The sequence below is a fragment of the Xenorhabdus sp. TS4 genome, from assembly GCF_014467265.1.
GTDB classification, from domain to species: domain Bacteria; phylum Pseudomonadota; class Gammaproteobacteria; order Enterobacterales; family Enterobacteriaceae; genus Xenorhabdus; species Xenorhabdus ehlersii.
Window position 1 is genome coordinate 188,332 of sequence record NZ_NKHQ01000002.1, and the last position, 25,358, is coordinate 213,689.

The 25,358-nt window shown below is 41.9% G+C and carries 28 protein-coding genes and 1 tRNA gene; 13 read left to right on the plus strand and 16 right to left on the minus strand.

The genetic code is table 11. The features are described from left to right. Positions 1–193: 193 nt before the first annotated feature. From Xets_RS26790 to mutY, 4 genes are all read right to left on the minus strand, one after another. A tRNA-Phe gene (locus Xets_RS26790) sits at positions 194–269 on the minus strand. Positions 270–438: 169 nt separating this feature from the next. Next, complete coding sequence (mltC, locus tag Xets_RS26795) at positions 439–1,512, minus strand: membrane-bound lytic murein transglycosylase MltC (RefSeq protein ID WP_187651093.1); 1,074 nt, start codon at positions 1,510–1,512, stop codon at positions 439–441. Positions 1,513–1,623: 111 nt separating this feature from the next. Then, entirely contained in the window at positions 1,624–1,896 is a 273-nt protein-coding gene (locus tag Xets_RS26800) for an oxidative damage protection protein (RefSeq protein WP_099131003.1), read from the minus strand. A 34-nt stretch (positions 1,897–1,930) separates the two neighbouring features. Next, a complete protein-coding gene (mutY, locus tag Xets_RS26805) occupies positions 1,931–2,971 on the minus strand; it encodes an A/G-specific adenine glycosylase (protein WP_187651092.1) in 1,041 nt (346 codons plus the stop codon). A gap of 245 nt (positions 2,972–3,216) precedes the next feature. Between mutY and trmB the strand changes: the two genes are divergently transcribed. The 7 genes from trmB to Xets_RS26840 all read left to right on the plus strand — a co-directional run bounded on the left by trmB (position 3,217) and on the right by Xets_RS26840 (position 8,651). Further along, complete coding sequence (trmB, locus tag Xets_RS26810; protein ID WP_187651091.1) at positions 3,217–3,936, plus strand: tRNA (guanosine(46)-N7)-methyltransferase TrmB; 720 nt, start codon at positions 3,217–3,219, stop codon at positions 3,934–3,936. Further along, positions 3,936–4,262, plus strand: a complete 327-nt coding sequence (locus tag Xets_RS26815) for a YggL family protein (protein ID WP_099131006.1) — start codon at positions 3,936–3,938, stop codon at positions 4,260–4,262. Before trmB ends, Xets_RS26815 begins: the two co-directional genes overlap by 1 nt. A 46-nt stretch (positions 4,263–4,308) precedes the next feature. After that, a complete protein-coding gene (glsB, locus tag Xets_RS26820) occupies positions 4,309–5,280 on the plus strand; it encodes a glutaminase B (protein WP_099131007.1) in 972 nt (323 codons plus the stop codon). Positions 5,281–5,316: 36 nt separating this feature from the next. Continuing rightward, positions 5,317–6,054 (plus strand): DUF2884 family protein, encoded by a 738-nt coding sequence (locus Xets_RS26825; RefSeq protein ID WP_099131008.1) that lies wholly within the window; start codon positions 5,317–5,319, stop codon positions 6,052–6,054. Positions 6,055–6,182: 128 nt separating this feature from the next. Further along, entirely contained in the window at positions 6,183–7,127 is a 945-nt protein-coding gene (locus Xets_RS26830) for a siderophore ABC transporter substrate-binding protein (RefSeq protein WP_187651090.1), read from the plus strand. A 217-nt stretch (positions 7,128–7,344) separates the two neighbouring features. Further along, a complete protein-coding gene (locus tag Xets_RS26835) occupies positions 7,345–7,830 on the plus strand; it encodes a YbhB/YbcL family Raf kinase inhibitor-like protein (RefSeq protein WP_099131010.1) in 486 nt (161 codons plus the stop codon). Positions 7,831–7,871: 41 nt separating this feature from the next. Beyond that, positions 7,872–8,651 carry an L-threonylcarbamoyladenylate synthase gene (locus Xets_RS26840; RefSeq protein ID WP_099131011.1) on the plus strand — a complete coding sequence of 260 codons (780 nt, stop codon included), beginning with the start codon at positions 7,872–7,874 and terminating at the stop codon, positions 8,649–8,651. Positions 8,652–8,738: 87 nt separating this feature from the next. Here the strand turns inward: Xets_RS26840 and Xets_RS26845 are convergent, their stop codons facing one another. Then, positions 8,739–9,656 (minus strand): LysR family transcriptional regulator, encoded by a 918-nt coding sequence (locus Xets_RS26845; RefSeq protein ID WP_099131012.1) that lies wholly within the window; start codon positions 9,654–9,656, stop codon positions 8,739–8,741. A gap of 223 nt (positions 9,657–9,879) precedes the next feature. On the opposite strand from Xets_RS26845, the gene Xets_RS26850 reads away from it, so the two are divergent. The 3 genes from Xets_RS26850 (at position 9,880) to Xets_RS26860 (ending at position 12,923) form a co-directional block, all read left to right on the plus strand. Then, positions 9,880–11,178 (plus strand): aconitase/3-isopropylmalate dehydratase large subunit family protein, encoded by a 1,299-nt coding sequence (locus Xets_RS26850; RefSeq protein ID WP_187651089.1) that lies wholly within the window; start codon positions 9,880–9,882, stop codon positions 11,176–11,178. Beyond that, entirely contained in the window at positions 11,175–11,726 is a 552-nt protein-coding gene (locus tag Xets_RS26855; protein ID WP_099131014.1) for a 3-isopropylmalate dehydratase, read from the plus strand. The genes Xets_RS26850 and Xets_RS26855 overlap by 4 nt, the downstream gene beginning before the upstream one ends. A gap of 189 nt (positions 11,727–11,915) precedes the next feature. Continuing rightward, a complete protein-coding gene (locus Xets_RS26860) occupies positions 11,916–12,923 on the plus strand; it encodes a taurine catabolism dioxygenase TauD (RefSeq protein WP_099131015.1) in 1,008 nt (335 codons plus the stop codon). Between the two features lie 190 nt (positions 12,924–13,113). On the opposite strand, the gene hemW is transcribed toward Xets_RS26860, so the two are convergent. From hemW to Xets_RS26885, 5 genes are all read right to left on the minus strand, one after another. After that, entirely contained in the window at positions 13,114–14,244 is a 1,131-nt protein-coding gene (gene hemW / locus Xets_RS26865; RefSeq protein ID WP_187651088.1) for a radical SAM family heme chaperone HemW, read from the minus strand. Then, positions 14,237–14,830, minus strand: coding sequence for an XTP/dITP diphosphatase (locus tag Xets_RS26870; protein WP_099131207.1), 594 nt, complete (start codon positions 14,828–14,830; stop codon positions 14,237–14,239). Before Xets_RS26870 ends, hemW begins: the two co-directional genes overlap by 8 nt. A gap of 65 nt (positions 14,831–14,895) precedes the next feature. After that, entirely contained in the window at positions 14,896–15,459 is a 564-nt protein-coding gene (locus Xets_RS26875; RefSeq protein ID WP_187651087.1) for a YggT family protein, read from the minus strand. A gap of 32 nt (positions 15,460–15,491) precedes the next feature. Further along, positions 15,492–16,313 (minus strand): pyrroline-5-carboxylate reductase, encoded by an 822-nt coding sequence (gene proC, locus Xets_RS26880; RefSeq protein ID WP_187651086.1) that lies wholly within the window; start codon positions 16,311–16,313, stop codon positions 15,492–15,494. Between the two features lie 65 nt (positions 16,314–16,378). After that, complete coding sequence (locus Xets_RS26885) at positions 16,379–17,074, minus strand: YggS family pyridoxal phosphate-dependent enzyme (protein ID WP_099131019.1); 696 nt, start codon at positions 17,072–17,074, stop codon at positions 16,379–16,381. A 22-nt stretch (positions 17,075–17,096) separates the two neighbouring features. Here Xets_RS26885 and Xets_RS26890 point away from each other — a divergent pair, with 22 nt between their 5' ends. Next, positions 17,097–18,095 (plus strand): type IV pilus twitching motility protein PilT, encoded by a 999-nt coding sequence (locus tag Xets_RS26890; RefSeq protein ID WP_187651085.1) that lies wholly within the window; start codon positions 17,097–17,099, stop codon positions 18,093–18,095. A gap of 87 nt (positions 18,096–18,182) precedes the next feature. On the opposite strand, the gene ruvX is transcribed toward Xets_RS26890, so the two are convergent. From ruvX to rsmE, 4 genes are all read right to left on the minus strand, one after another. Then, positions 18,183–18,605, minus strand: a complete 423-nt coding sequence (gene ruvX / locus Xets_RS26895; protein ID WP_099131021.1) for a Holliday junction resolvase RuvX — start codon at positions 18,603–18,605, stop codon at positions 18,183–18,185. Then, on the minus strand, positions 18,605–19,168 hold the full coding sequence (locus tag Xets_RS26900; RefSeq protein WP_099131022.1) for a YqgE/AlgH family protein: 564 nt from the start codon (positions 19,166–19,168) through the stop codon (positions 18,605–18,607). Before Xets_RS26900 ends, ruvX begins: the two co-directional genes overlap by 1 nt. A 107-nt stretch (positions 19,169–19,275) precedes the next feature. Continuing rightward, positions 19,276–20,235, minus strand: coding sequence for a glutathione synthase (gene gshB, locus Xets_RS26905; protein WP_099131023.1), 960 nt, complete (start codon positions 20,233–20,235; stop codon positions 19,276–19,278). A gap of 9 nt (positions 20,236–20,244) precedes the next feature. After that, complete coding sequence (gene rsmE, locus Xets_RS26910) at positions 20,245–20,976, minus strand: 16S rRNA (uracil(1498)-N(3))-methyltransferase (RefSeq protein WP_187651084.1); 732 nt, start codon at positions 20,974–20,976, stop codon at positions 20,245–20,247. A gap of 362 nt (positions 20,977–21,338) precedes the next feature. Between rsmE and Xets_RS26915 the strand changes: the two genes are divergently transcribed. Then, entirely contained in the window at positions 21,339–21,773 is a 435-nt protein-coding gene (locus Xets_RS26915; protein ID WP_099131025.1) for an A24 family peptidase, read from the plus strand. A gap of 703 nt (positions 21,774–22,476) precedes the next feature. Here the strand turns inward: Xets_RS26915 and Xets_RS26920 are convergent. After that, on the minus strand, positions 22,477–23,361 hold the full coding sequence (locus tag Xets_RS26920) for an MBL fold metallo-hydrolase (RefSeq protein ID WP_187651083.1): 885 nt from the start codon (positions 23,359–23,361) through the stop codon (positions 22,477–22,479). A gap of 140 nt (positions 23,362–23,501) precedes the next feature. Between Xets_RS26920 and Xets_RS26925 the strand changes: the two genes are divergently transcribed. Further along, positions 23,502–24,416, plus strand: a complete 915-nt coding sequence (locus tag Xets_RS26925) for a LysR family transcriptional regulator (RefSeq protein WP_099131027.1) — start codon at positions 23,502–23,504, stop codon at positions 24,414–24,416. Here Xets_RS26925 and Xets_RS26930 read toward each other — a convergent pair. Beyond that, the gene (locus Xets_RS26930; protein WP_099131208.1) at positions 24,399–25,328 is read right to left on the minus strand and encodes a LysR family transcriptional regulator; all 930 of its coding nucleotides are present in this window, start codon (positions 25,326–25,328) and stop codon (positions 24,399–24,401) included. The two genes, Xets_RS26925 and Xets_RS26930, sit on opposite strands and share 18 nt — an antisense overlap. Between the last annotated feature and the right edge of the window lie 30 nt (positions 25,329–25,358).

Here is a 25,358-nt window from a genome sequence, read left to right on the forward strand (position 1 = left end):
CGAATTGCTAGAAAACTTCTTTCTCACACGTTGGGTATTTTTGCCAATTTTAAACAAGGTAAAAGTCAACGCGACTGGCTTCAACAAGCCAACGTTATAAGATGTTAAAGTCGAGCATCGCGTGAAATAGTATTAATTTTGCAGGATTTACTAAGAATTGTTTGACTGGGCTGGACTTCACTGGAAGTTGAAGTGGTGCCCGGAGGCGGAATCGAACCACCGACACGGGGATTTTCAATCCCCTGCTCTACCGACTGAGCTATCCGGGCTAACGGGGCGCATTAAACCGTATTCAGCCCAATCCGTCAAACACTTTCTGCATAAATTTATTTATGTGCTTTTAATTCACACAATAAGCTATAAATATAAACAAAACGGAGAAGCAATTGCTTCTCCGTTTTGTTATTTCTCTACTATCCGTTGCTAATTTGTTATCAACTATCTTCGATAGCTTTTCTGTGCATTGTTCACTTTTATCAAATAGCGACGTGATTCAGCAGCAGGGTGTTTATTGGTTAGAGTTGCATAAATATCACCAGGTTCCATTGAATTGATGATTTGAACCGCTTTCTTTTTATCATTGGAGAATACGCGTAATACACTGCCTGCACCGCCATTGTAAGCAGTGATAACGGCATATCGACGTGAAGTTGCGTTTTTGATTTCCCCTAAGTATGTATTTTGCAATATTGATAGATAGGCAGTACCGGCATCAATATTGTTTTCAGGATCGAAGAGATAATTGCGGCTAGGCTGGCCTGACTTTCCTTGCATCTTGAAAACATCTCGTCCGGCGGTGTGTTGCATTACCTGCATAAGGCCCAAGGCATCAGAACGGCTGACGGCATAAGGGTTAAAACTGGATTCAGTCTGCATGATGGCAAGGATCAGGGATTCATCAACGCCATATTTTATGGATGCTTTGCGAACGATAGGAAGATATTTATGAGCGCGTTTATCCAAATGGTTAGGAACCAACTGTATGGTGACTGACCAAATGATGTGTAATCCCGATTGACGTTTTTGCAATTTATTTTGGATCAGATAATTGGCAAAATGACGTGCGCGCCACTCCCAGCGAATGGGTTCACCAGTGTTATCCAGAACCTGTCCATATAGAAAGGGTTCTTTGCTGATCTGAATATCGTTGGCGTCGGAATAAAGATCGATAGTTCCAGGATCATCTCCCATCAGCAAAGTCGTAACGATCGCTTTGCGTAAATGTTCAGTGGGTTCAATTGGGGAAATGGTTTCAATCGTAATATTTCCCGTCTCAAAATTGATATGGCTACGGGTCTTATATTGATCTGTATATTTAACGTAATCTTTTGGGCCTGCGATTAAAACTTCCTGTAATCCCCAAATATTTTCAATATTATGGGCAAATTGTCCCATCAAAATATCGAATCCATTGGTGTCTTTTATATATTCTTCTCTGTATTCAACGTCTTTTTTGCCAGAACAGGAAATTAGAAGTGGAGCAAGGAGGATCAGAGCCAGCAGTCTTTTCATTTTACAATGCCGTTGGATATTAATGCTGTTGGATATTCAGGTTTTAATCAATGTTTAGAGCCATACAAAATGGCTCTTATTATGTCAATCTATACGAATAGCGTAGTAATATTATTTTTCTGGAGGTGTATAACCGTCGATTTTAATGTCATGTCCTTCAAACAGGAATTTAACCATCTCTTGTTCAAGCAGTTTGCGATCTTCTGGATTCATGGTATTGAGTTTTTTTTCATTAATCAGCATGGTTTGTTTACTCATCCATTGTTGCCATGCTTCTTTCGAAATCTCATTGAAAATACGCTTGCCCAATTCCCCTGGATAGAGCTGAAAATCTTGACCTTCCGCTTCTCGTTGTAAAAAAGTGCAAAAAATAGTTCTGCTCATAATTAATCCTCAAATCCTCAAAATAGTGGGCAACTTAACCCAATTGTTGCAAAAGGTACTCAATGGGAGCTGCCAATCCAATAGTTGCTGGCTGACGTAAGTTATACCAAAGTCCCTTACTTTCATCCATGCAGGAATCAAAAGCTAAGATATCGATCTTAATAGGAACGATATCTAAATGAAAATGGCTGAATGTGTGGCGAAATGCTGTCAGTTGTTCAAGTTTGCTGTGTGAGATACCTGAATTTTTTAGCCATTGTTCCAGTGATATTTGATCAGTAAATTGCGGGAAAGCAAACAATCCCCCCCAAATACCAGAAAGTGGGCGCTGCTCTAGCCAGACCATATCGCCATGTTGCATTAATAAAAAGTAGGCTGTTTTTTCAGGAATGCTTTGTTTTGGTTTTTTCCCCGGATAGTTTGCCCAACTGTGATTGGCGTAAGCGATACAACCCGTATTAAGTGGACAAATCTCACATTTTGGTTTGCTGCGGGTGCAGACTATAGCGCCCAAGTCCATCATCGCCTGATTAAAATATTCGACACCTTGTTTGGGCGTTACGCGTGTGCTGATATCCCATAACTGGTTTTCAACCTCTTTTTTCCCCGGCCAGCCGTCAACAGTGTAGCAACGAGCCAAAACACGTTTCACGTTACCATCAAGGATCGGGTAATGCTTACCTTGGGACAATGAAAGAATGGCTCCGGCAGTTGAACGTCCTACACCGGGCAGGGCAACAACATCATCAAAGGTTGTTGGAAATTTACCCTTGTGCAATGTCACGATCTGTTGTGCGGCTTTATGTAAGTTACGGGCACGGGCGTAATATCCTAAGCCAGTCCATAAGTGGAGAACCTCATCCAGTGGGGCAGCAGCCAAAGAGGTAACATCAGGAAAACGTGAAATAAATTTTTGGAAATAAGGAATGACCGTCGCAACTTGAGTTTGTTGCAGCATCACCTCTGAAAGCCAGACGTGATAGGATGTTTTTTCCAACTGCCACGGCAGGGTTTTGCGGCCGTAGCGGTGATACCACTCAAGTACCACTTGTGAAAATTGCTCAGCTTCCATCATTAGAATAATTGTCTTTATATCTGGTAATTGTTTCGTGAGCGGGATTGCAACATAGTGTAACCTCAGTGTAAACCCGAACTTTGTTTCGAAGCATTACGCAAACATAGCATTAAAGTTGTGCTTATGGACACTGAACTTGATAAACTCAGCCATCTTTGCATAATTGCGCTCTCTTTGGGCAATCCTGCGGTACATAAAGTCCCAGACGCCTGAAAAAATGTCTTTAGAAACTGACAAAAAGTACCATGATAAATAATGTAATTTCACCGGAATATGATGAAAATGGCAGGGCATTGCGCCGTGTCCGCAGTTTTGTGCGTCGGCAGGGGCGGTTAACGAGTCGCCAGCAACAAGCACTTGATAATGTGTGGCCAAGGATGGGAGTGGACTATCAGACAGAATTGTCCAATATGGAAGAGATCTTTGGTCGTGAAGCACCTGTTGTGTTGGAAATCGGTTTTGGTATGGGCGCATCATTGGTCACAATGGCAAGCGAAAATCCAGAGAGAAACTTTTTGGGAATCGAAGTTCATGCGCCGGGAGTTGGGGCTTGTTTGGCATTCGCAGAAGATGAAAATCTCAGTAATCTGCGAGTGATGTGCCATGATGCTATCGAAGTATTGAATAACATGATCCCAGATCAGAGCCTGGCAATGGTTCAGCTTTTCTTCCCTGATCCGTGGCATAAAGCGCGCCATAACAAACGTAGAATTGTGCAGCCTGAATTCGCTCAATTAATTAAAAGTAAACTGAAAATTGGTGGTGTCTTCCATATGGCGACCGACTGGCAGCCATATGCAGAGCATATGCTGGAGGTGATGAGCACAGCAGAAGGGTATCACAACTTATCGGGAAACGGTGATTATGTGCCACGTCCTGAGTCGCGCCCGGTCACAAAATTTGAGACGCGTGGTCAGCGGTTAGGTCATGGTGTATGGGATCTAATGTTTGAGAGGGTAAAATAATGGCTAAAAACCGTAGTCGTCGTCTGCGTAAAAAATTGCGTATTGATGAGTTTCAGGAATTGGGTTTTTCAGTAAAGTGGAACTTTCCGGCTGATACATCCGTTGAGGTTGTCGATAGCACAGTTGATGCCTTGATTGAAGAACTGATCGAGCCAAATGGCCTTGCTCTGGATGCCAGCGGTTATTTGCAATGGGAAGGTATTGTCTGCCTGCAAAAAATCGGCAAATGTACGGAAGAACATCGCCAATTGGTTGAGAGTTGGCTGAAAGATCGCGGTATGGAAGACGTTATCACATCAGAATTGTTTGATGTGTGGTGGGATTGATTCGCTGTTGCATAAGAAAAAGCGTATTACGTAAAAATAGCGCTGTATGCAGGGGCTCGTTAGGGGCCCCTGTTTGTCTGGAGAAAAAGTGGTGAAGGTAAGGTTCTCTAATTCGTTGTTGGCAGATATCTTAGAAGAAGTACGCCCTTTGATTGGTCAAGGAAGAGTAGCAGATTACATTCCTGCTCTGGCGGAAATTCCGGCAAATAATTTGGCGATGGCCATTTGTACGGTAGATGGGCAAGTTTTTAAAGCGGGAGATGCGGAAAAGCGCTTCTCCATCCAATCCATTTCTAAAGTGTTGAGCTTAACATTAGCGATGACACGTTATAAGGAAGAGGATATCTGGCAACGGGTGGGTACGGAACCTTCGGGACAGCCGTTTAACTCATTGGTACAGTTGGAGTTGGAAAAGGGAATTCCCCGCAATCCTTTTATTAATGCGGGAGCATTGATTATTTGCGATATGCTGCAATCTCGCTTGAGCGCACCTAAACATCGAATGCTGGAGTTTGTTCGTAGCCTCACAGGACAAAAAAATATTTCTTATGATGATATCGTTGCCCGTTCAGAAATGGAGCATTCCAGCCGCAATGCCGCGATAGCTTACCTGATGAAATCATTCGGTAATTTTGGGAATGATGTTATCACCGTTCTGCAAACATACTTCCAATACTGCGCCTTGAAAATGAATTGTGTTGAATTAGCTCAATGTTTTATTTATTTAGCCAACCAAGGACGAATGATGGATTCCGGTCAACAAATTTTGAGCCTTCGACAAACTCGTCAGATTAATGCACTTATGTTGACATGTGGTATGTACGATGGTTCTGGCGAGTTTGCTTTCAGGATCGGTATGCCAGGGAAATCGGGTGTTGGTGGTGGCATTATCTGTGTGGTTCCGGGAGAATTCACTGTTGCGGTATGGTCGCCTGAACTGGATAAATCCGGCAACTCATTGGCAGGTTGCGCAGCACTGGAAAAATTAGCAGGGCGTATTGGACGTTCTATCTTTTAATCTGTCTGTGTTTAACCTTAGAAATCAGGAGAATGTATGCTACGCAGGATCACGATTGCTGCATCATTATTATTTGCGTCTCAAGCCATTGTCACTCAGGCACAGGCGAGTTCTGAATGTCATGCGACACTTAATGATGACATTATTGTCACACCAAATTCTGTCCAAATTACAGGAGCGAGTGGAAACCTGAAAATATTGTCTGATGGTTCCATAACCAGAGAGGGTAAGGTGTTATCGCTGAATACAGAACAACGTAGTAAAGCTCAGCAATATCAACAGACGATCCGTCAGGATTTACCTTGGGTTAAGAAAGAAGCGCTAAGTCATTTGACGAATGCGCGCCAGTCACTGGATAAAGTGGTGGTCGAAACAATGGGTAAGGAAAGTAATATCCGTAACCGTTTATCTCAATTGGAATCTGGCCTCATTAAACAAATCGATAAAGTGATTGAAACCCGTGCTAATGGTTTTGCCTTTAATGCTCAGGCTGTCAAACAGGTAGAACCTGAAGGCCGGAAACTCATTGAACAGAGCCTTGGTGGTATTTTGCAGGATAGTATTAACGAAATGAGCCGTAAAAATAGTGACCAAAATGGTGACGGCAAACAAATGATAATGTCTCTTCTCGGTGGGTTAGGCGGCATGCAAAATGGTTTTGATGCAGAATGGAAAAAGCAGGAACAAGAATTAAAGCGTTTAAAAGCGGAAGTATGTAGCAAAGCCAGTCAATTAGAACAACAGCGCATTAGTCTTATGAATGAGATTAAGTAAAATAGGTTGTTTACCCTACAAGTAAATAAGAATCAATATGAAATTGATTCTTATTTTGTTGACATATTAATGTTGCCACCTAGAATGCAAGCCACCTCTTATTAATAGACTTAATTTAGGTGTAACGAATGAAAAAAATCTTGTCAATTGTTATTGCATCACTGCTTTCTGCTATCAGTTACTCTGCATTCAGCCAATCACCAGAATTAGTTACGCCAAATTCAGTGACAGCTCAGTCTGGTGATTATGCCACGGTGAAACATATTTCCGGCGAAACCCAGGTTAAAAAGAATCCAAAACGGGTGGTTTTATTCGATTTCGGAACTTACGATTCAATGGCGAAACTGGGATTGTCTGATCGAGTGATTGCATTACCCATTAATAATTTACCTGAATATGTGCGTAATAGTGTGTCTACAACTATGCACAATGCCGGGGGAATGAAAGAGCCGAATTTGGAAAAATTAGCGGAAATTAAACCAGATTTAATTGTCATTACCGGACGTCAAGGTGCTTTTTATGATCGTCTGTCACAAATAGCACCAACCATTAATTTAAGCACGGACAATAAAAACTATCTGTCATCCGTTGATAGTAATCTTAAATTGTTGGGTGAGTTATTCAATAAGCAGGATATCGTGAAAGCGCAATTTGCTGATTTGGAAAAAACGATTGCATCCGCTGAGGAAAAAGCAAAAGCAGCAAACAGTAAGGTATTAGTATTACTGCATAATGCGGGTGAGTTATATCCTAATAATCAGGTTATTGTTTACAATGTGATTAAAGCGCCTCGTGCTGTATTGCCGGTTACATCGGATAAAGACAAAAGTCGAATTGTGACGGCGGATATGATTGCACAAGCTAACCCTGATGTGATCTTGATTATCGACCGTAGTGAAGCAATTGGTGCAGGTAAATTAGAAAAAGATCAGTTTGAAAATGATCAAGTCAAATCAACTAATGCCTATCAAAATGGGAAGATAGTGTATTTACAGTCTGATCTCTGGTACTTGTCTGGCGGTGGTTTAGATAGCATGACGCGACAAATCAAAGCGGTTGCTGATGCATTATAATTTCATCACGTTGTAATTTCACAAATTAAAATTCTTTTTCTCTGAAGTTACCCTGAAGTCTGAATAGTGAGATTTCGGGGTATTTTTGACTCACTTATTACCCCTAACCCGTTATTGTTCCTAAATTGAAACAATCAAGCAAAATCATAACCTGGCCTTGCGGTACAGAAAATCTACGTTAGGATATTTCAAAAGGCATCCAATGGGGGACATAAGCATGATTATTAGTTCAACTGAATTTAAGAATAGTGATTTCTTGAAAAAAGAGCATGAATTTAATCAATTTGATGGCAATGGTGATAACCGTTCCCCCGAACTTGCTTGGGCGGACGTACCAGCCGGAACCAAAAGTTTTGCGATTACTGTCTATGATCCTGATGCACCAACGGGTAGTGGCTTCTGGCACTGGGTCGCTTTTGATATTCCCGTTGTAACACAATCCTTACCTGCAAATGCAGGGCAAAGTGATGGTAGCAAATTACCAACCGGTACAATTCAGAGCAGAAATGATTATGGCCTGTTTGGTTTCGGTGGTTGTTGTCCACCTGTGGGAGATAAAGCCCATCGCTATGTTTTCACTGTACATGCCTTATCGGTAGAGAAACTGGGAATTGATGCTGAAACAACAAATGCCGTTGCGCGTTTTATGATCCAGGCCAATACCTTGGCAACAGCTTCTATTACCGGCTACTACCAGCGTTAACCGAATCAATAATTCTTCCGTTTCCAGTAAGGGGTATCAATATGAGCAGCAAAAAAATTCAATGGAACTATGGGTTACAGCCGGAAGCGGTAGAGATCCTCGCTAATGATGGAGGCATGATCGTCTGCCCAACCAAAGTTGGCTACATTATCATGACATCTGATGCGCAAGGTCTGGAGCGTAAATTTGAGGCTAAGCTGCGTAATCGCAACAAGCCTGGTGTTGTTTTATGTGGTTCTTTGGAACAATTGAAAGAGTTGGCTCAGCTTAACGCGGAAATTGAAGAACTTTATCAAAGACATTGGGATGAAGACGTATTATTAGGTTGTATCTTGCCGTGGAAAGAAGAAGCGATAGCCCGTATTCCAGATGATGGTTCTAAAGAACTGATGATGGATCAACGTGGTACGAGCTGTTTCGTCATTAAATTTGGCAAACCCGGCGAAATCCTGGCAAAAGAACTGTGGGAAAAATATGGTAAGTTCTCTTTTGCCAGCTCGGCTAACCCATCAGGTAAGGGAAATCGCGGGCTGGTTGAATGTATCGGTGAGAGGATAGAAGAGCGGGCCGATCTGATTATCTGCGCTAATGACTATGTCAAATCTATCCAGCCAAATGAAACTGAGCAAACTCGTTATGAACAAGGTGTGATGGTTTCAATGGTAGATGAAAATGGTAAATTAGTTCCGCTGCAACAGGGGCAACGCGATATTACTCCATGTCCGGTATTAATCCGAAAAGGGTTGGATGTACATAAAATCATGGCAATGATGTCCGACACTTTCACTACCTGGGATTACCGTCACGGCAATTACTATTAATTATTGTTGATTAATAGTAATGGCTATTGATACCTCTGACAGATAATATCTTTGGCGGGTGCTGTTGTACCCGCTTGATATCTGTAGTTATGCTTTTTTTCCTTTCTCCAAATCTTGCCTTAGCTTGCGTTGCAAAGAGCTTGCAAATTTTTGTACACGCGAAGATAGCGTATTTTCTGATTTAAATAGTATCCATGCCTGATAAATATCCATGCTCCATTCTGGGAGAAGTCGTACTAATTTCCCTTCTGCCACGGCTTCATGAGTAACATAATCGGGGAGATAGGCAATACCCGCTCCTGACAGAGCGGAACTCATTAACGCCACACTGTTATTGATGCGAAATCGGCTGCGTACTTCAATATCCAGCTTATTTCTTTCCTTACGGAATGGCAGGGAAATCGTATGTGCAGGGCCACGAAATAGCAGATAATCGTAACGAGGAAGATCTTCAGGTTTCTCTATTGGAGAAAATGGGTTTATATAGTCTGGGGTTGCGTAAAGTCCCCAGGTGATATCAATTAAAGGCATAACAAGTGGATATTGTGGCGTTTCACGCCCTATGATGATGGCAATATCGCATTGGTCTTCTTCCATATTAATTGTTCTGTCGGTCAGTTCCAAATCGACACTGATATGAATATTACTGGCGATAAAGTGATTCAGGGCGGGAACAATACATTGGCTGCCAAAGGATACCGGCGCAATCAAGCGTAAGCTTCCCATCGGTTCTTCATGGAAATTACGTATAAAATGTTCAGCATTTTGGGCTTCGGTAAGGATCCGATGGCAGTATTGGTAATAACTCATCCCAACTTCTGTTACTTGAATTTTACGTGTAGTGCGGTTGAGTAATTGGGTGCCTAATCTTACTTCTAATTGTGCAATCTCGCGGCTGACAGAAGACTTGGATAGCCTTAACGATCTTGCTGCTTCAGTAAAACTCAGCGTCTCTACAACACGGGCAAAGACCACCATTGAGGTAAGATTCTCAATATTATTCATGCAATAACCTGATGATTTACTCGTAGGAACCAGCCTATAACATATCACATATCCTATAGTGATATGTCAGATTCAATGGGTAAGAATTTCCCATTTTGTGGACAACTGTTCCATAATGGAAACAGTGAATCATACGATGGTATTTCCCTACGTTAAGGAGTCGTAATCTTGTTAGGATGACAGTCTATTGAGTCTGTTTTTATCTTTCGGAGGGCAATGTGAGATGAGCCAAACTATTACACAAAAAATTCTTGCACGGGCAAGTGGGCGTGCGCAAGTCACTCCGGGTGAAGTGGTTTGGGCGAAAGTGGATATTCTGATGTCTCACGATCCCTGCACGCCAGGTGTAGCCAGCGTATTTAAAAAGGAGTTTGGGCAAGATGCAAAGATATGGGATCCTGAACGCTTTATTTTAATTCCAGACCATTTTGTCTATTCGGCTGACTCACAAGCTAACCAGAATATTCGGGTGATGCGTGAATTTGCCGCTGAACAGAACATAAAATATTTTTATGATGTTGGGACACCCAATTATAAAGGTGTGTGCCATATAGGGCTTGCAGAGGGAGGACATATTCGCCCGGGTGAAGTGTTACTGGGCACAGATTCTCATACTGTAACTGCGGGGGCTTTTGGTGCATTTGCCATTGGGTTAGGGATTACTGACGCAGCTTATGCATTAGGTACGGGAGAAATTCCTCTTAAGGTGCCAACAACCATTAGGGTCAATTTTACCGGAACCAAGCCAGCCCATGTTTTGGCTAAGGACATGATTTTATCTGTATTGTCAGAGTTAACTGTCGATGGTGCAACCTATCAGGCTATAGAGTTTGGTGGTAACGTTATTGATGAGTTATCAGTAGAAGAGCGCATGACGATTTGCAATATGGTCGTTGAGTGTGGAGCTAAAAATGGCATTATGGTTCCCAATCAGGCGACTCTGGATTATTTAGCAGAAAGAAATAATCTCCCGTTTGAAATTGTCTACCCTGACGAGGATGCACAATATAGCCGTGTGTTAAATATTGATGTTTCCACGATGCAGCCAAAGATTGCCAAACCCCATTCTCCGGATAATGTCGTTTCCATTGAGCAGGTAGCCAATGTTGCCATTTCTCAGGCATATATTGGTTCTTGTACCGGGGGCAAGCTGGAGGATTTTGTTGCGGCAGCCCGCGTTATCAAAGGGCATAAAGTGATAATTCCAACTTATGCAGTACCTGCAACAAAAGAAGTTTTCCATAGAACGATTACGACCCAAATCGATGGCGTTTCTGTCTACCAGATTTTAAGCGATGCGGGAGTGAAACTTTCTTCTGAATCAGGGTGTGCCGCTTGTTGTGGTGGCCCGCCAGATACTTTTGGCCGCGTCAATGATCCAATATCAGTCATATCCACCACCAATCGCAATTTTGTCGGCAGAATGGGGCATAAACGCGCCAATATTTATCTCGCTTCTCCTTATTCTGTTGCCGCGGCTGCTATTACTGGTCAAATAACAAATCCTAAGGAGTTTTTATGAGTGAGTTAAAGGAAAGTATCATTCGGGGTGAGGTTTATGTATTGACCGATAATATTGATACTGACCAGATTCTTTCAGCGGAATATCTCAAGGTCAATCCTTCTACTCCTGAAGGATACGCTCAACTGGCTTCGCTGGCGATGTGTGGATTACCGGAAGGTTCACTGCCTTTTATTGATGAATGCAAGGGAAAAGCGAAATACCCGATCATTGTGGCAGGGCAGAATTTTGGTTGTGGATCTTCACGTGAACATGCTGTGGCAGCCTTAGGTGCTTCAGGGGTGAAAGCGGTGCTTGCTCAATCTTATGCCCGTATATTCTTTCGAAATTGTGTATCAACTGGCCAGTTATTGCCCGTTGCAGCCCAAGAGCGCTTGTGTGACCAATTAGTCACGGGAGACAGTATTGAGATTGATATTGAAAACCAGACCGTCATTCTGTTGAAAAATGGTGAAAAATATCAAACCGATCCTATTGGTGAACTTGCCAATATTGTCTCTGCCGGAGGGCTATTTTCTTACGCCCGTGCTTCAGGCAGAATAAGATGATATTGAAAACAGCCATCTTTTCTTAATAGATGGCTGTTTAATTTAGAAAAATTCTGGTGATAATTTTATTCTCTCTTGATTTATTTTTCCTTTTATAAATTTTAATGTGATTAATTCACTTAAGATTTTTATAAGATATTGTTGGTAGTATAATGACATGTTTGGAATAATATTATTTGGAGGTTTAAAATGATTAGTGTTTACAAATTTGACAGGTTGGAAAACAAAGATATTTTTAATGCTCTTGATATAATTAATGTTAATCCTTATGAAAATTATATTAATTTTAAGCATGAAGTTAGCAATCTTATTTTGTTGGGAAAAGTACCAAAGAAATTTGTAGAAGTATGTCATAAAATAAAAGATGAAAGACGACTATATGGTATTAATGCACAGCTATTGAAAAATCTTCCTATTGATAGAGTTATTCCTGAATTCGATCAGGAAGACCCTGTGAATGATAAATACAGGAAGAAAACAACATTTATTGGAGAAAGCCTGTTAGAACTTTTCTCACAGTTAACTGATTCTCCTCTACTGGCTTACCAGACACGCAATAACGGTGATTTCTTTCATGATGTCTACGCCCATAAGAAATATTCTAATACACAAACGCAAAAAACTGATGGTGAACTCTATTTCCACAATGATCGTACCGCGCATCCTGTGAGAGCGGATTTTCTTAGTTTACTTGGTATGCGTTGTAGTGAACGAAATTTGATTTATACAGGTTATCTTGATGGCAAGGATATACTTTCTTACCTAAAGCCAGAATCGCAGCACTGGTTACGTCAACCTTGGTATATGACTCCTTATGACGAATATTCAAGAGACTCTAACAAAAAACAAATTTACTCTGAAAAGCATATCATTCTTGAGAACATACATACTTTTCGTTACTACGATACCCGTACTACCTATTTATTAGATGCCCCTAAAGAAGCTATTGAGGCTCTTCTTGAATTGAAAATTGCTATCACTAAAGCAAAAAAGGAACATATTTCTATTAATAGCGGAGATTTATTTTCTTTTGCAAATCAGGATTCACTGCATAATCGTGAAATTATCAAGGTTGTTGATAAAAATGCTGCGGAAAAGCGTTGGTTACTTAAAACATATAGTTTCAGAAATGAAGAGTGTTTAAATAAATATAGAGAATATTTTCATCCAGAAATATCTGGTCTTGTTCAGGAATAATTATAATGTTTTCTAATATGAAATATTACCTTTATCTGGTAATGCTGTTTGATTAAGAGAGAACTAAGTAATGTGGGTAACTATGTGCACTGGTTAAAATATAGCTCTAAAAACAATATTCCCTCAGATTCTAACCAATAAAACTGCACCTTTTAATTTTTAGGTGCAGTTTATTTATAAGTTTATTTCTTCAAAGAAACAGCTCTAGTAAGGAATTCAGGAATAGTTTTCCGTGCTTGGTGATTTGCCAGTGTGTATCGCTTTCAGTGATATAGTCTTTCGTCAGTGCTTCGTCAATTTGTGGACGAATGACACTTTCCGATAATCCGGTGAAATCACTGAAATCCTGGCGTGGCATCGATTCCAGCAAGCGAAAACGGTTCATGAAAAATTCAAATGGACGATCTCCATTATCCACCTGATTTTGCTGATCCAGATAATTCCCTTGCATATAACCGCGTGGATGTTTGGTTTTTACCGTACGGAGAATACGGCCATCTGCAAACGAAATTTTGCCATGTGCTCCGCAACCAATCCCCAAATAATCACCGAAACGCCAGTAATTGAGATTATGCTGGCATTGATAACCGGGTTTGGCATAGGCCGAAGTTTCATATTGTTGATAACCCGCCTCTGTCAGTAATTGATGGCCTTGGGAAAAAATATCCCATAACGCATCATCATCCGGTAAGACCGGAGGGCGAGAACCGAAACTGGTATTGGGTTCAATCGTTAGTTGATACCAGGACAGGTGGGGGGGCGATAACTCAATAGCCTGACGTAAATCATTCAATGCTTCATTGAGTGTTTGGTTAGGCAGGCCATGCATCAAATCCAGATTGAAACTGCGTAATCCAAGCCCGTTAGCCAATTTAGCTGCCCGTTTGGCCTCTTCCGGGCCGTGGATACGCCCTAAACGGATAAGTTTATCTGAACCAAAACTTTGTACACCGATAGAAATGCGATTGATTCCCGCTTGCTGATAAGCACTGAAACGAGCAGCTTCAACGGTTCCCGGATTGGCTTCCATTGTAATCTCTGCTTGCGGAGAGAGTGGCAGTGAAGCCCTGACCCCATCAAGCAATCGTTGCATACCTTCGGCGCTTAACAGACTAGGGGTTCCTCCACCGATAAAAATCGTTGATACCTCACGATCACCAATCATTGGTAGATCCACATGCAAATCTGCCAATAGATGATCAACATATTCCTGATGCGGTACATCCCCTTTTAAGGCATGTGAATTAAAGTCACAATAAGGGCATTTCTGCACGCACCACGGAATATGAATATAAAGACTCAGAGGTGGCAACTTAAGCATTACGCATGGCTTCCAATAACATTGCTAATGCTTTCCCACGGTGTGAAATGGCATTTTTTTGCTCACGAGTTAGCTCGGCGGCTGTACAGTTAAATTCAGGAGCATAAAAAACGGGATCATAACCAAAACCGCCTTTTCCAGCCGGTTCACGGGTAATCATGCCTGACCAGCGACCGTGATATACCAGAGGGGTAGGATCTTCTGCATGGCGTAGGAAGACCAGTACACAATTGAATTGAGCCTGACGCTGTTCATCAGGAACATCGCGCATGACTTGCAATAATTTTTCCAGGTTCTCCTGATCGGAGGCATTACTGCCTGCATAGCGAGCGGAATAAATACCTGGTGCACCACCTAATGCGTCAACCGATAACCCAGAATCGTCGGCAATCGCAGGTAAACCGGTCACTGCTGCGGCATGGCGAGCTTTGATGATTGCGTTTTCAATAAAAGTGAGACCTGTTTCATCGGCTGAATCCACACCTAATGCGGTTTGAGCCACGATATCTAAGCCAAAATCAGCTAATAAATCAGCCAATTCACGTACTTTACCTGCATTTCCCGTGGCGAGAACAACTTTTTGCATTGCCATTTATTTTATTAACCTGTATATCCAATTAATCTATGTATCTAATTGATCTGTTTATCTAATTAACTTGCGAACATTGAAGCCAGCCACCCCATTACATCGTAGCGCAGGGCATTCAGTGCGTAGAGAATAAGAATGACAATCATGGCAGAGAAATCAAGGCCGCCCATAGAAGGGATAATGCGGCGGATAGGTGCCATTAGTGGTTCAGTTAATTGAATCAGGACATAATCCACAGGGTTGCGTCCTTGGCTGATCCAGCTTAATAACGCGCGGGCGATCACTAACCAGAATACGAGCTTTCCGGCAGCAGTCAGTAACTCAATCACGCTAAACAAGAATATGGCACCAGAAGGGACTAAAAATTGCCCTGTGGCTAACCATATCGGCAACAAGATCTTGATAATAATCAGCAGGTAGGAGAGAAGTACGGACGCGGTATCAATGGGACCAATGGCAGGAATGACTCTGCGTAATGGGCGTACCACAGGTTGGGTAATTTTAACGATAAATTGTGAGAATGGATTATAAAAATCACAACGTGCCCACTGCATCCAGACACGCAGTAGTAAAACGGCAATATATAAATCCAGAACGGTGAAAAAGACGAAGTTTAAGAATTGCATGTAGCAGCCCTGATTGAATTAAACCAATTGAATTAAAATAATTTTTCCATTTCCTGTGCTCGGCGAATGGCTCCTTGCATGGCATTGGACACAATTTCAGGCAGCTTGCCTTCATAAAAAATGCGCAATGCTTCAGCCGTTGTACCGCCTTTAGATGTTACCTGCTCACGCAGGATAGCAAAAGGAAGATCTTTTTGCGTTTCAGCAAGTTTAGCTGAACCTATGGCTGCTTGCAGGACAAGTTCTCTGGCCGTTTCACTGTCAAATCCCAGACGTTCCGCTTCTTGTTGCATCGATTCCATGAACAGGAAGAAATAAGCAGGGGCACTGCCTGCGATGGCGATAATATCGTTGATACCGTTTTCATCATTTACCCAGCTGACTTTCCCGACACTACTCATTAGCGATGCTGCAAAGTCGCGATCAGTTTGCCCGATATGCTCAGGCGCAAACAATCCACTCATCCCTTGCCCTACAAGCGAAGGGGTATTTGGCATAATGCGGATAATATTGAGATTATCCTGCAAGAGCGTATAAAAACGGGACACTGGAATACCAGCAGCAATAGAAATAACCAGTTTTCCACTGAAATCGACGTATGAGTGCAGTGATCCACAAACTTCTGCCATCATTTGCGGTTTAACCGCCAGAACGATGACATCGGCTTCTTGTGCGTAACGAATATTATCGCCTTGACTATTAATGCCATATTCTTTTGCCAGCACATCACGGCGGGCGGTAGTTGGAGAACAGACAGTGATAAGTTCGGCAGGATAACCTTTGCTGACTAAGCCGGCAATAATGGCATGAGCCATATTTCCTGCGCCAATAAAGGTGATTTTACGATTTTCCATTAGATAATCTCGTCTATTAATCAGTTAATTTAAGGTATTGAATCAGGTGATTTTCATTTTCTATATTAAGACTTGTACTGACGGGCACCGAATATTGCCATTCCAATCCGAACTAGTGTAGAACCACAAGTAATAGCGGCTTCCATATCATCCGTCATGCCCATTGATAGTGTATCAGCTTGGGGATATTGCGCTTTTAGCTTAATCAATGCTTGTTCCATTTGGCGAAAAATGGCAATTTGGCGTTCAAAGTTGTTTTCCGGTGCAGGTATTGCCATCAATCCGCGCAATACCAGATTAGGCAATCCATTAATAGTTGCAGCCAATTCGGTTAACTCTTCCAACAAAATGCCTGATTTGCTCTCTTCTCCACTGATATTAATCTGGATCAGAATATTAAGAGGCGGCATGTTTTCAGGACGTTGCTCGCTTAAACGTTGGGCGATTTTTACTCTGTCAACGGTATGACACCAATCAAAATTTTCTGCAACCAAACGACTCTTGTTCGATTGTAATGGGCCAATAAAGTGCCACACTAAATCGTCACGGTTAGTAAAGTATTGGATCTTTTCAACCCCTTCCTGCACGTAATTCTCACCAAATTCCCGCTGGCCATTGGCTATGGCTTCTGCGATGGCATCCACAGGTTTGGTTTTACTGACTGCAAGCAAAGTAATTTCTTCTGAAGAACGTCCGCATTTTTGCGCTGCAAGTGTCATGCGGTTCCTGACATCGTGAAGATTTTGTTCGATATTGTTCATAATTGACTCAGGAGATAAAAAAATGAATATGGAAAAATGGGTGTCCCTTAGTGTAAAGCATAATGCTTCCGATCTGCATCTTTGTGTCGGGCAAGTTCCGGTTTTGCGTATCAATGGTATGTTATACCCACAGAGACAATATGAGGAAATTCAACCTAATACCCTTATAACATGGAGTGAAGAAATATTATCGGATGCGCAGAAACAGCAGTTACATAAGCACGGTCATGTCGATTTTGTGGTAACAATGCCAGATAAACAGCGACTCAGGGGAAATCTATTCTATCAACAATCTCATTTATCATTGGTATTGCGATTGATTGAGAATAAATGCCCGACATTGGAACAACTCTATGCGCCTGACATCATCCAGCACCTTACCTTGCAGGAGATGAGTGGATTGATATTAGTGACAGGTGCGACGGGAAGCGGTAAGTCTACTACGCTGTCAGCTATGATTAATGCTTTGAATAGCCATGTTTGTAAGCACATCATTATGTTGGAAGATCCAATAGAATTTGTTCACCGAAGCCGAAATTGTTTGATACAGCAAAGGCAGATTGGTAAAGATGTCGAGGATTATCAAACGGCATTGAAAGGAGCATTACGCCAAGATCCAGATGTGATCCTGCTGGGAGAATTACGGGATAAGGAGACGATCAGGTTGGCTTTGACAGCGGCTGAAACGGGGCACTTGGTTTTGTCAACGCTGCATACCCGTGGTGCAATTCAGGCGATAGATCGTCTGGTTGATGTTTTTTCCGCAGAAGAAAAAGGTTGGATTTGTAGCCAGCTGGCCGGAAGTTTAAAGGCAGTTATTTCTCAGCAATTGCTTCCTGCTAAAGATGGTGGAAGAGTAGCTATTTATGAAGTTTTGGTCATCAATCAGGCTGTTAGTCATTTGGTAAGAGAAGGCAAGAATCATCAAATAGCATCATTAATGCAGACTGGTGCTGCTTGCGGTATGCAAACTTACGAGCAAAGCCGAAAACAACGCAATTCGTTGGGGTTGCTGGGATAAACTGCTTACGGTAATAGCCATGCCTAATGGTGAGTATGGCTATTACGGATATTGCTATTATAAATATTGCTATTATAAATATTGTTATTATTGATATTGCTGTTCAAACCAGCTTTCCAGGATAATAACAGCGGAAGTGGCATCAACCTTACTTTTATTCAGTGCTTTATAGCCACCGTGATCAAAAAGGTGAGAGCGTGCTTCCACGGTAGTTAATCGTTCATCATGCAGTTCAATTTGTACCCCGAAACGGCCATGTATGCGATTGGCGAACTTACGGGCTTGTGCGGTGACAAGTTGTTCTGTGCCATCCATATTGAGTGGCAGACCAACAATAACCAGATCGGGTTGCCACTCTTTAAGTAATTTTCCAATAAGCTCCCAATTAGGGGAACCTTCGTTGGCTTTGAAGGAGGTTAATGCTCTGGCCGTGCCTGTGATTTCTTGCCCGATGGCAGCTCCAATACTGCGAGTTCCAAAATCAAAAGCGATGATTGTACGGTTTTTCATCAGGCGTGTCCTGCTTGTGATGAGAGATTGTAAATATTAACCCCCAGTAAAGAAGCCGCTTCATGCCAGCGGGTAGCAATAGGAGTATCAAAAATGATGGAAGGTTCAGCGCTGACAGTAAGCCAACTGTTTTCCATAACTTCCCTTTCCAACTGACCAGCTTCCCAGCTTGAGTATCCAAGGGTCATTAAAACATTTTTCGGTTGGCGCGATGTGCCCAGAGCTTCCAGCATATCTTTGGATGTCGTGATCATGGTGTGTTCAGAGATCTGAATACTGGAACTGAAACCTGATTGCGGCGTATGCAAAATAAAACCGTGCTCTTCAGACAGAGGACCACCCGCCATCACTGGCCGGTTGAGATTGATCGTACTGTCTCTATCTTTAGGAGTGATATCTAATTTTTGTAAGATACTTTGGATAGAAACTCGGTCTATTGGCTTATTGATAATTAATCCCATTGCCCCGTTTTGATCATGTTCGCAGATATAAACCACGGAACGATTGAAATAAGGATCAGAGAGAGAAGGCATGGCAATAAGAAAATGATGCTGTAGATTCATGTGTTTTCTGATAATTATTTTGGCAATATAAGAATGACTGGCCCACAGTATGTGGGCTCTTATTATAAATGGCAAATATTGTCAGGAAACGAACGTTGTTTGGCCTGTTATGCTATCTGTTTTTCCAATCGTTTTTCGATAGCATCCATCAGTATGCCGGTAATGGAGATGTCTGGGAATGCCGCTTCTATTTCACGTACACAGGTTGGGCTGGTCACGTTGATTTCAGTTAAACGGTCGCCAATGATATCCAACCCAACAAAAATTAATCCTTTTTCTTTTAATACCGGAGCAACTGCACGGGCAATTGCCCAATCGCTTTCTGACAATGGGCGTGCTTCTCCACGACCACCTGCCGCCAGATTACCACGGGTTTCTCCTTGAGCAGGGATACGGGCAAGGCAATAAGGTACAGGTTCACCATCAACAACCAGTACGCGTTTATCTCCATCTTTAATGGCAGGCAGAAAATTTTGTGCCATGCAATAACGAGTGCCATGTTCAGTCAGCGTTTCAATAATAACGCCGACATTGGCGTCATCTTTTTTCAGACGGAAGATGGAAGCGCCCCCCATACCATCCAAAGGTTTAAAAATAACATCGCTATGTTTTTGGTGGAACTCGCGTAATTTTTTGGCACTGCGGGTGACTAGCGTATCGGGTGTCCATTCCGGGAACCAGGCAGTAAACAGCTTTTCGTTACAGTCGCGCAGGCTTTGGGGCTTATTAACGATCAGGCTGCCTTTGACTTCTGCTCTTTCCAGAATATAGGTTGCATAGATGTATTCAGTATCAAAAGGTGGATCTTTGCGCATCAAAATAACTTGCAAAGTATCGAGAGCGATTTCCTGCTCACTGCCAAGCTGATACCACTGTTGGGGATTTTCTTCTACCGTGAGCAAACGTGTATGAGCGCGAGCCTCTCCTTGATGCAGATAGAGATCATGCATTTCCATATAATGGATTTCCCATCCGCGTTTTTGTGCTTCCAGCAGCATGGCAAAACTAGTGTCTTTCTTGATGTTGATGGATGAAATAGGGTCCATCACAATACCGAGCTTGATCATTTTTTCTCCTTAACCTAGGTCACCAAAACGTACTTGCAATGCGGTAATTGCAGTGAGTGCCGTCGTTTCTGTCCTCAGAATACGAGGCCCTAACAGGATATCAGTAAACTGATATTTTGCTGTCATTTCTATTTCTTCGGCAGATAATCCCCCTTCAGGCCCAATCAGCAGGCGCACTTTTTCCACAGGGAGTGAGAGGGTATTGATGCTATGGCTGGCACGGGGATGCAGATTCAATTTTAAGCTACCATCGTTTTCTGCGCACCAGCTTTCAAGTGGCATAACGGGGCGGATTTCAGGGATCCGGTTACGTCCGCATTGCTCACAGGCAGAAATGACAATTTTTTTCCATTGTTGTAATTTCTTCTCCAATCTTTCTGTATCCAGTTTTACACCACAACGTTCAGACAGAAGTGGGGTAATCGTGTTGACACCCAATTCAACAGATTTTTGGATTGTAAATTCCATTTTTTCACCACGGGACATGACCTGCCCCAGATGCAGGTTCAGCGGTGATTCATGATTAGACAATTTGCCATCAATGATAGACACTTTAATCGTTTTTTTACTGGCTTCCGTGATTATTGCATCAAAAGCCTGATTACTGCCATCAAAGAGTTGTAATGCTTGCCCGTTACTCATTCTAAGCACGCGGCCAACGTGATTGGCAGCATCGTCACTCAAATAAATTTCCGCTCCTGTTGAGAGCAGTTCAGGGTGATAGATGCGGGGTATTCGCATATTCTTCTTTCCTTCTTTTTTCCGGATTCTTCCGGTATGGCGCAAACAACCATATGACAAAATTGATTCACCGTCATGATAAATGAGCGCTGTTTGCGTGATCAAGTTATCTCTTGGCTTAAGGAATACAAGAGATCTCCTTGCGAGCTGGTTCGCATATTTATTTTATAATTGCTTTTTTCGCTAAAATTTCATTGCCAATAACCGGAGTGGAAAATTAATATTCATCTTGTCCTGATTTATGTCAGGAAATAAGGAAAGAAGACGGTGACAAGGATGTTTTTTATAAATGGATTTTCATTTTTTACAGGTGAGAAAAAGGAAGGAACTCTATTTTAATTAACGTAGATTATATAATAGTTATGTTTTTCTGTAGTACCTTATTGTTATTGGCCGTTATCGATATTAAAACATATTGCTTGCCTGATATTATCACTCTTCCTTTATTATGGTTTGGGCTTTTGGTTAATATTGATGGTAATTTGATTCCGATAAAGAGTGCAATATACGGCGCCATATCAGGGTATCTTTTTTTGTGGTTTTTGTATTGGTTATGTCGATATACCTTAAATAAGGAAGGAATAGGTTATGGTGATCTCAAATTAACCGCGGCAATCGGTGCCTGGTTGGGTGTGGAAATGATACCAATATTGATACTGATGGCTTCATTGTCTGGACTGTTTGGGTTTGTAATAATTGGAGTGAAAAGAAAATCTTTTCCTGAGTTTATCGCATTTGGGCCTTATTTATGTTTATCCGCGATAGTATTGCTGGGGTATGGTATTGGTAAAGTATAATATTCATCTGCAAAGTGGGACAATAGATAAAAAGTGGCGGAGAGAACAGGAACCTAACCTACGGTACGCATTCTGTATATACTAGATGTTAAAAGCATCTAGTTGGTTTAAGCTGCTTTTCTGCATATGCCAGACGTTGGAAGCATCTGTTAGCTTGAGCAGCGCATCCTGCGTACATTAGACGTTAGAAGCATCTAGTTGGTTTAGGCTGTTTATCCTGTATGCGCTAGATGTTAGAAGCATCTAGTTGGTTTTAAGCTGCTTGCCCTGCATATTCTAGACGTTGGAAGCATCTGGTTAGCTTTGGGCTGCTGGCTTATCTCTCCGCTGACTGCAAATTTAAAAAAAGTGAGATTTTTATTCAAGTTGATTTATTGGATTATGGACTATTGATCACAACTTGAGTTTATTAGTTATTTCGAATTATCAAAAGGCGATAAATATCACATCAATTAAAAAGGAACTGTGTTTATTTAATAAGTTTTTTATTTTCAAAGTTAATGTGTTATCGGTTTTTATATGGGGGTAAATATAAAATATTAAAATGGATTTTGATACTAATTTTATTAAAAATTGGCGCTGGACTTTTGTTTTTTATTTGGCATTTGGGATTCTTTAAAATTAAAGAGGGGGAGTGTTAAGGTAATATTTCAAATATTGTTATACGGGCGCTACTATCCGCAACGCCCGCAATATTTTCAACTTACTGAGGCCACTTCATTTCGCCTTTTAATACTCTGGCACTGAGTTCAAGGCTAGATTCATCAGCCAAATCCGGATAATGTTTTTTCATGGCTGCAATCAACGCATTGGAATCTTTTGCTTTCGGTAACTCTTTTTCCAATGTGGTCAGATAATTCTGGGTGAAAGTTACTGAATCCAACGTCATTGATGAATTCCCCAGATAGTGACCAGGTACAACAGTTTTAGGTTGCAGGCTCTTGATACGATCCAATGTTTGTTGCCAATGCTGGCGTGATGCTTTGGTTTGGGTATCTGCAATCCATACATGGATATGGTCAGAAACAGTCACACCACCAACAACTGCTTTTAATTTAGGAATCCAGACAAAAGTACGATCTGCGGCTGGGCCATCTAAGCCTTCAACAATCAGTTTTTCACCATCAACAGTAAAGGAATTTCCTGTTAGTGGCGCTGGTACGACGATCTTCTTGGGGGCCTGATCTGCAAGAATTCCACCCCAATAAGCTAGTTTGCCATCTTTGGTTTCATTGATTGCTTTGATGGTTTCTGGTGATGCGATAACTTTGGCGTCAGGGAAAGCTTCGGTGATCACGTCAAGACCAAAGTAAAAATCAGGATCGGATTGGCTAATATAGATCGTTGTCAGTTTTTTGCCTGTTTGCTGGATCATTTTTACCAGCTCTTGTGCATCATTTTTCTTAAATTGGGCATCAATCAGGACAACTTCATGATCGCCACTGATAATTTCAGAAGAAACAGGGAAGACACCTTTTTCACCTGGATTGTAGATATCCAATTTTAGATCGGTTGCTTGAGCCAGTGAGGCCATTCCCAAGGAGAGTGTCGCTGCCAGAGCGATGTTTAATGTTGTTTTGTGAGCCATCGTCGAATTCCTATAGCAAAAAGCTTGTGTGCTTGAATGGCATGTATGATAAGTTGCATATTCCGATTTAAAAACCCCATAACCAGCAACTATTTGTTGCATAAATCGAGCTAATTAGGGCGAAAAATAGGTTGGCCGAAATGGATAGGATCACCGCAGCACAAGTGTTTATTACGATTGTTGAACAGGGCAGCCTCATTGCAGCAGCAGAGCGATTGGATATGTCGAGGGCAATGGTATCGCGATATTTGGCTGAAATGGAAAAGTGGGCAGGAGTTCGCTTATTGCATCGTACGACACGTAAAATTAGCCTGACTTCGGCGGGTGAGAATGCTTATCAACGCAGCCTTAAGTTAATGGAATTAGCAGAAGGAATGCCTGTACAGCAATCTTTGGCAGCACAAACCCTAAGAGGATTGTTGCGAGTGAGTTGTTCCCAGTCGTTGGGCATTAGTGCGTTGGCAGTTGCCATTCCCGAATTTATGCGGATATATCCTCACATTGCCGTCAATTTGCAAATGGATAATAAGGTTGTCAATTTGATAGAAGAACGCATTGATTTGGCGATCCGTATTACCAATAATCTGGAGCCAAATCTGATCGCTCGCCCATTATCGACTTGCCATTCCATCGTTTGTGCTGCGCCGTCTTATTTAGTGGGGAAATCTATTCCCAACAATCCTATGGATTTAACATCACATAATTGCCTGACCTATAACTTTTTCGGCAAAAGTTTGTGGGTATTTGAAAAACAGCATGAGCACTATTCAGTCCCTGTCAGTGGTACGTTAAGTGCCAATGAATCGACTGTATTAATGGAAGCTGCTTTGCAGGGAGCTGGAATCGCAATGCAGCCTTACTATTCAGTTTCTTCTTATTTGATGTCAGGGCAGTTAGTTGAGCTGCTGCCTGATTACCAACCTCAGGCAATGGGGATCTATGGTATTTATACCAGCCGCCAGAATATGCCAGCGACTTTGCGGGCACTGTTGGATTTTCTGGTAGATTGGTTTGCTACATCACCTCATTGGCAGCAATTAATGTTGAAACGCTAATGTCAATTTTTCGGCAAGTAGAGCAGCCTGTTGTTTTAAATGGGTAATGAAAGCCTCTACGGGCTCTGAGGAGGGGCGATGTATGGGTTTGATTAAACTTACTGTGAATGGAATGTCGATACTGAATGGCCGAATGCAAATTTTTGCGCTGTTATCTAAATAATCCAATGCAGTTAGCGGATTTACGATGGATATGCCAATGCCTTCGTTAATCATGGCACAAATTGAGGCTGCGCTATGGGTTTCCATTACCATCTTGCGATTGATTTGATGCTCAGTAAAGATTGTATCAATCAGTTGCCTGTAACTGTCTGTGATCGAGAGGCTGATAAATTTTTGATTGTGAAAATCTGCTGGCGTCAGCTGTGATTTTTGACCGAGCGGATGATGAATGGGTAAGACACAAATTTCATTTAAGGTTATCAACGTTTCTCGTTCAGTACCTGCCGGAGTCTGTAAATGTTCGGTTAAGCCAATATCATGGCGCTGTGCTGAAAGCCATTCTTCCAATAGGGGAGACTCTTGTGGAATGATGGTCAGCCTGGCTTCAGGATAGCGTTCGATAAAACTGCAACAGGCTTTTGGCAGCAGAGATTGGGAGAACATTGGCAGGCAAGCGATGGATAACTGCGCCTGTTCAAATTGTCGGATACTGCCAGCCGCATTGATTATTCTTTCCAGCCCATAATAAGAGCGCTGCACCTCCTCAAATAACCGTAATCCTTGTGTGGTTGGAAACAGACGCCCTTTGATTCGATCAAACAATTTAAGTTTTAGTAATTGTTCAAGGCGTGCAAGTTCACGGCTGACCGTGGGCTGGGATGTTTTCAGTAGTAACGCTGCATCAGTCAGGTTCTTAGTGGTCATTACAGCATGGAAAATTTCAATGTGTCGCCATGAACAGGAGTGCATAGATTTATCTCGTTGAATAAAAAATACACA

What these genes read in the sequence shown, in the direction of transcription:
- Xets_RS26830 (WP_187651090.1), top strand. Translation starts at nt 6,183, where the DNA reads ATGAAAAAAATCTTGTCAATTGTTATTGCATCACTGCTTTCTGCTATC.
- gshB (WP_099131023.1), bottom strand. Translation starts at nt 20,235, where the DNA reads ATGATCAAGCTCGGTATTGTGATGGACCCTATTTCATCCATCAACATC.
- Xets_RS26915 (WP_099131025.1), top strand. Translation starts at nt 21,339, where the DNA reads ATGTTTTTCTGTAGTACCTTATTGTTATTGGCCGTTATCGATATTAAA.
- ruvX (WP_099131021.1), bottom strand. Translation starts at nt 18,605, where the DNA reads ATGAAAAACCGTACAATCATCGCTTTTGATTTTGGAACTCGCAGTATT.
- trmB (WP_187651091.1), top strand. Translation starts at nt 3,217, where the DNA reads ATGATAAATAATGTAATTTCACCGGAATATGATGAAAATGGCAGGGCA.
- Xets_RS26925 (WP_099131027.1), top strand. Translation starts at nt 23,502, where the DNA reads ATGGATAGGATCACCGCAGCACAAGTGTTTATTACGATTGTTGAACAG.
- Xets_RS26855 (WP_099131014.1), top strand. Translation starts at nt 11,175, where the DNA reads ATGAGTGAGTTAAAGGAAAGTATCATTCGGGGTGAGGTTTATGTATTG.
- rsmE (WP_187651084.1), bottom strand. Translation starts at nt 20,976, where the DNA reads ATGCGAATACCCCGCATCTATCACCCTGAACTGCTCTCAACAGGAGCG.
- Xets_RS26890 (WP_187651085.1), top strand. Translation starts at nt 17,097, where the DNA reads ATGAATATGGAAAAATGGGTGTCCCTTAGTGTAAAGCATAATGCTTCC.
- Xets_RS26800 (WP_099131003.1), bottom strand. Translation starts at nt 1,896, where the DNA reads ATGAGCAGAACTATTTTTTGCACTTTTTTACAACGAGAAGCGGAAGGT.
- Xets_RS26850 (WP_187651089.1), top strand. Translation starts at nt 9,880, where the DNA reads ATGAGCCAAACTATTACACAAAAAATTCTTGCACGGGCAAGTGGGCGT.
- Xets_RS26875 (WP_187651087.1), bottom strand. Translation starts at nt 15,459, where the DNA reads ATGCAATTCTTAAACTTCGTCTTTTTCACCGTTCTGGATTTATATATT.
- mltC (WP_187651093.1), bottom strand. Translation starts at nt 1,512, where the DNA reads ATGAAAAGACTGCTGGCTCTGATCCTCCTTGCTCCACTTCTAATTTCC.
- Xets_RS26920 (WP_187651083.1), bottom strand. Translation starts at nt 23,361, where the DNA reads ATGGCTCACAAAACAACATTAAACATCGCTCTGGCAGCGACACTCTCC.
- Xets_RS26815 (WP_099131006.1), top strand. Translation starts at nt 3,936, where the DNA reads ATGGCTAAAAACCGTAGTCGTCGTCTGCGTAAAAAATTGCGTATTGAT.
- Xets_RS26845 (WP_099131012.1), bottom strand. Translation starts at nt 9,656, where the DNA reads ATGAATAATATTGAGAATCTTACCTCAATGGTGGTCTTTGCCCGTGTT.
- Xets_RS26840 (WP_099131011.1), top strand. Translation starts at nt 7,872, where the DNA reads ATGAGCAGCAAAAAAATTCAATGGAACTATGGGTTACAGCCGGAAGCG.
- Xets_RS26870 (WP_099131207.1), bottom strand. Translation starts at nt 14,830, where the DNA reads ATGCAAAAAGTTGTTCTCGCCACGGGAAATGCAGGTAAAGTACGTGAA.
- Xets_RS26835 (WP_099131010.1), top strand. Translation starts at nt 7,345, where the DNA reads ATGATTATTAGTTCAACTGAATTTAAGAATAGTGATTTCTTGAAAAAA.
- hemW (WP_187651088.1), bottom strand. Translation starts at nt 14,244, where the DNA reads ATGCTTAAGTTGCCACCTCTGAGTCTTTATATTCATATTCCGTGGTGC.
- Xets_RS26825 (WP_099131008.1), top strand. Translation starts at nt 5,317, where the DNA reads ATGCTACGCAGGATCACGATTGCTGCATCATTATTATTTGCGTCTCAA.
- mutY (WP_187651092.1), bottom strand. Translation starts at nt 2,971, where the DNA reads ATGATGGAAGCTGAGCAATTTTCACAAGTGGTACTTGAGTGGTATCAC.
- glsB (WP_099131007.1), top strand. Translation starts at nt 4,309, where the DNA reads ATGCAGGGGCTCGTTAGGGGCCCCTGTTTGTCTGGAGAAAAAGTGGTG.
- Xets_RS26930 (WP_099131208.1), bottom strand. Translation starts at nt 25,328, where the DNA reads ATGCACTCCTGTTCATGGCGACACATTGAAATTTTCCATGCTGTAATG.
- proC (WP_187651086.1), bottom strand. Translation starts at nt 16,313, where the DNA reads ATGGAAAATCGTAAAATCACCTTTATTGGCGCAGGAAATATGGCTCAT.
- Xets_RS26885 (WP_099131019.1), bottom strand. Translation starts at nt 17,074, where the DNA reads ATGAACAATATCGAACAAAATCTTCACGATGTCAGGAACCGCATGACA.
- Xets_RS26900 (WP_099131022.1), bottom strand. Translation starts at nt 19,168, where the DNA reads ATGAATCTACAGCATCATTTTCTTATTGCCATGCCTTCTCTCTCTGAT.
- Xets_RS26860 (WP_099131015.1), top strand. Translation starts at nt 11,916, where the DNA reads ATGATTAGTGTTTACAAATTTGACAGGTTGGAAAACAAAGATATTTTT.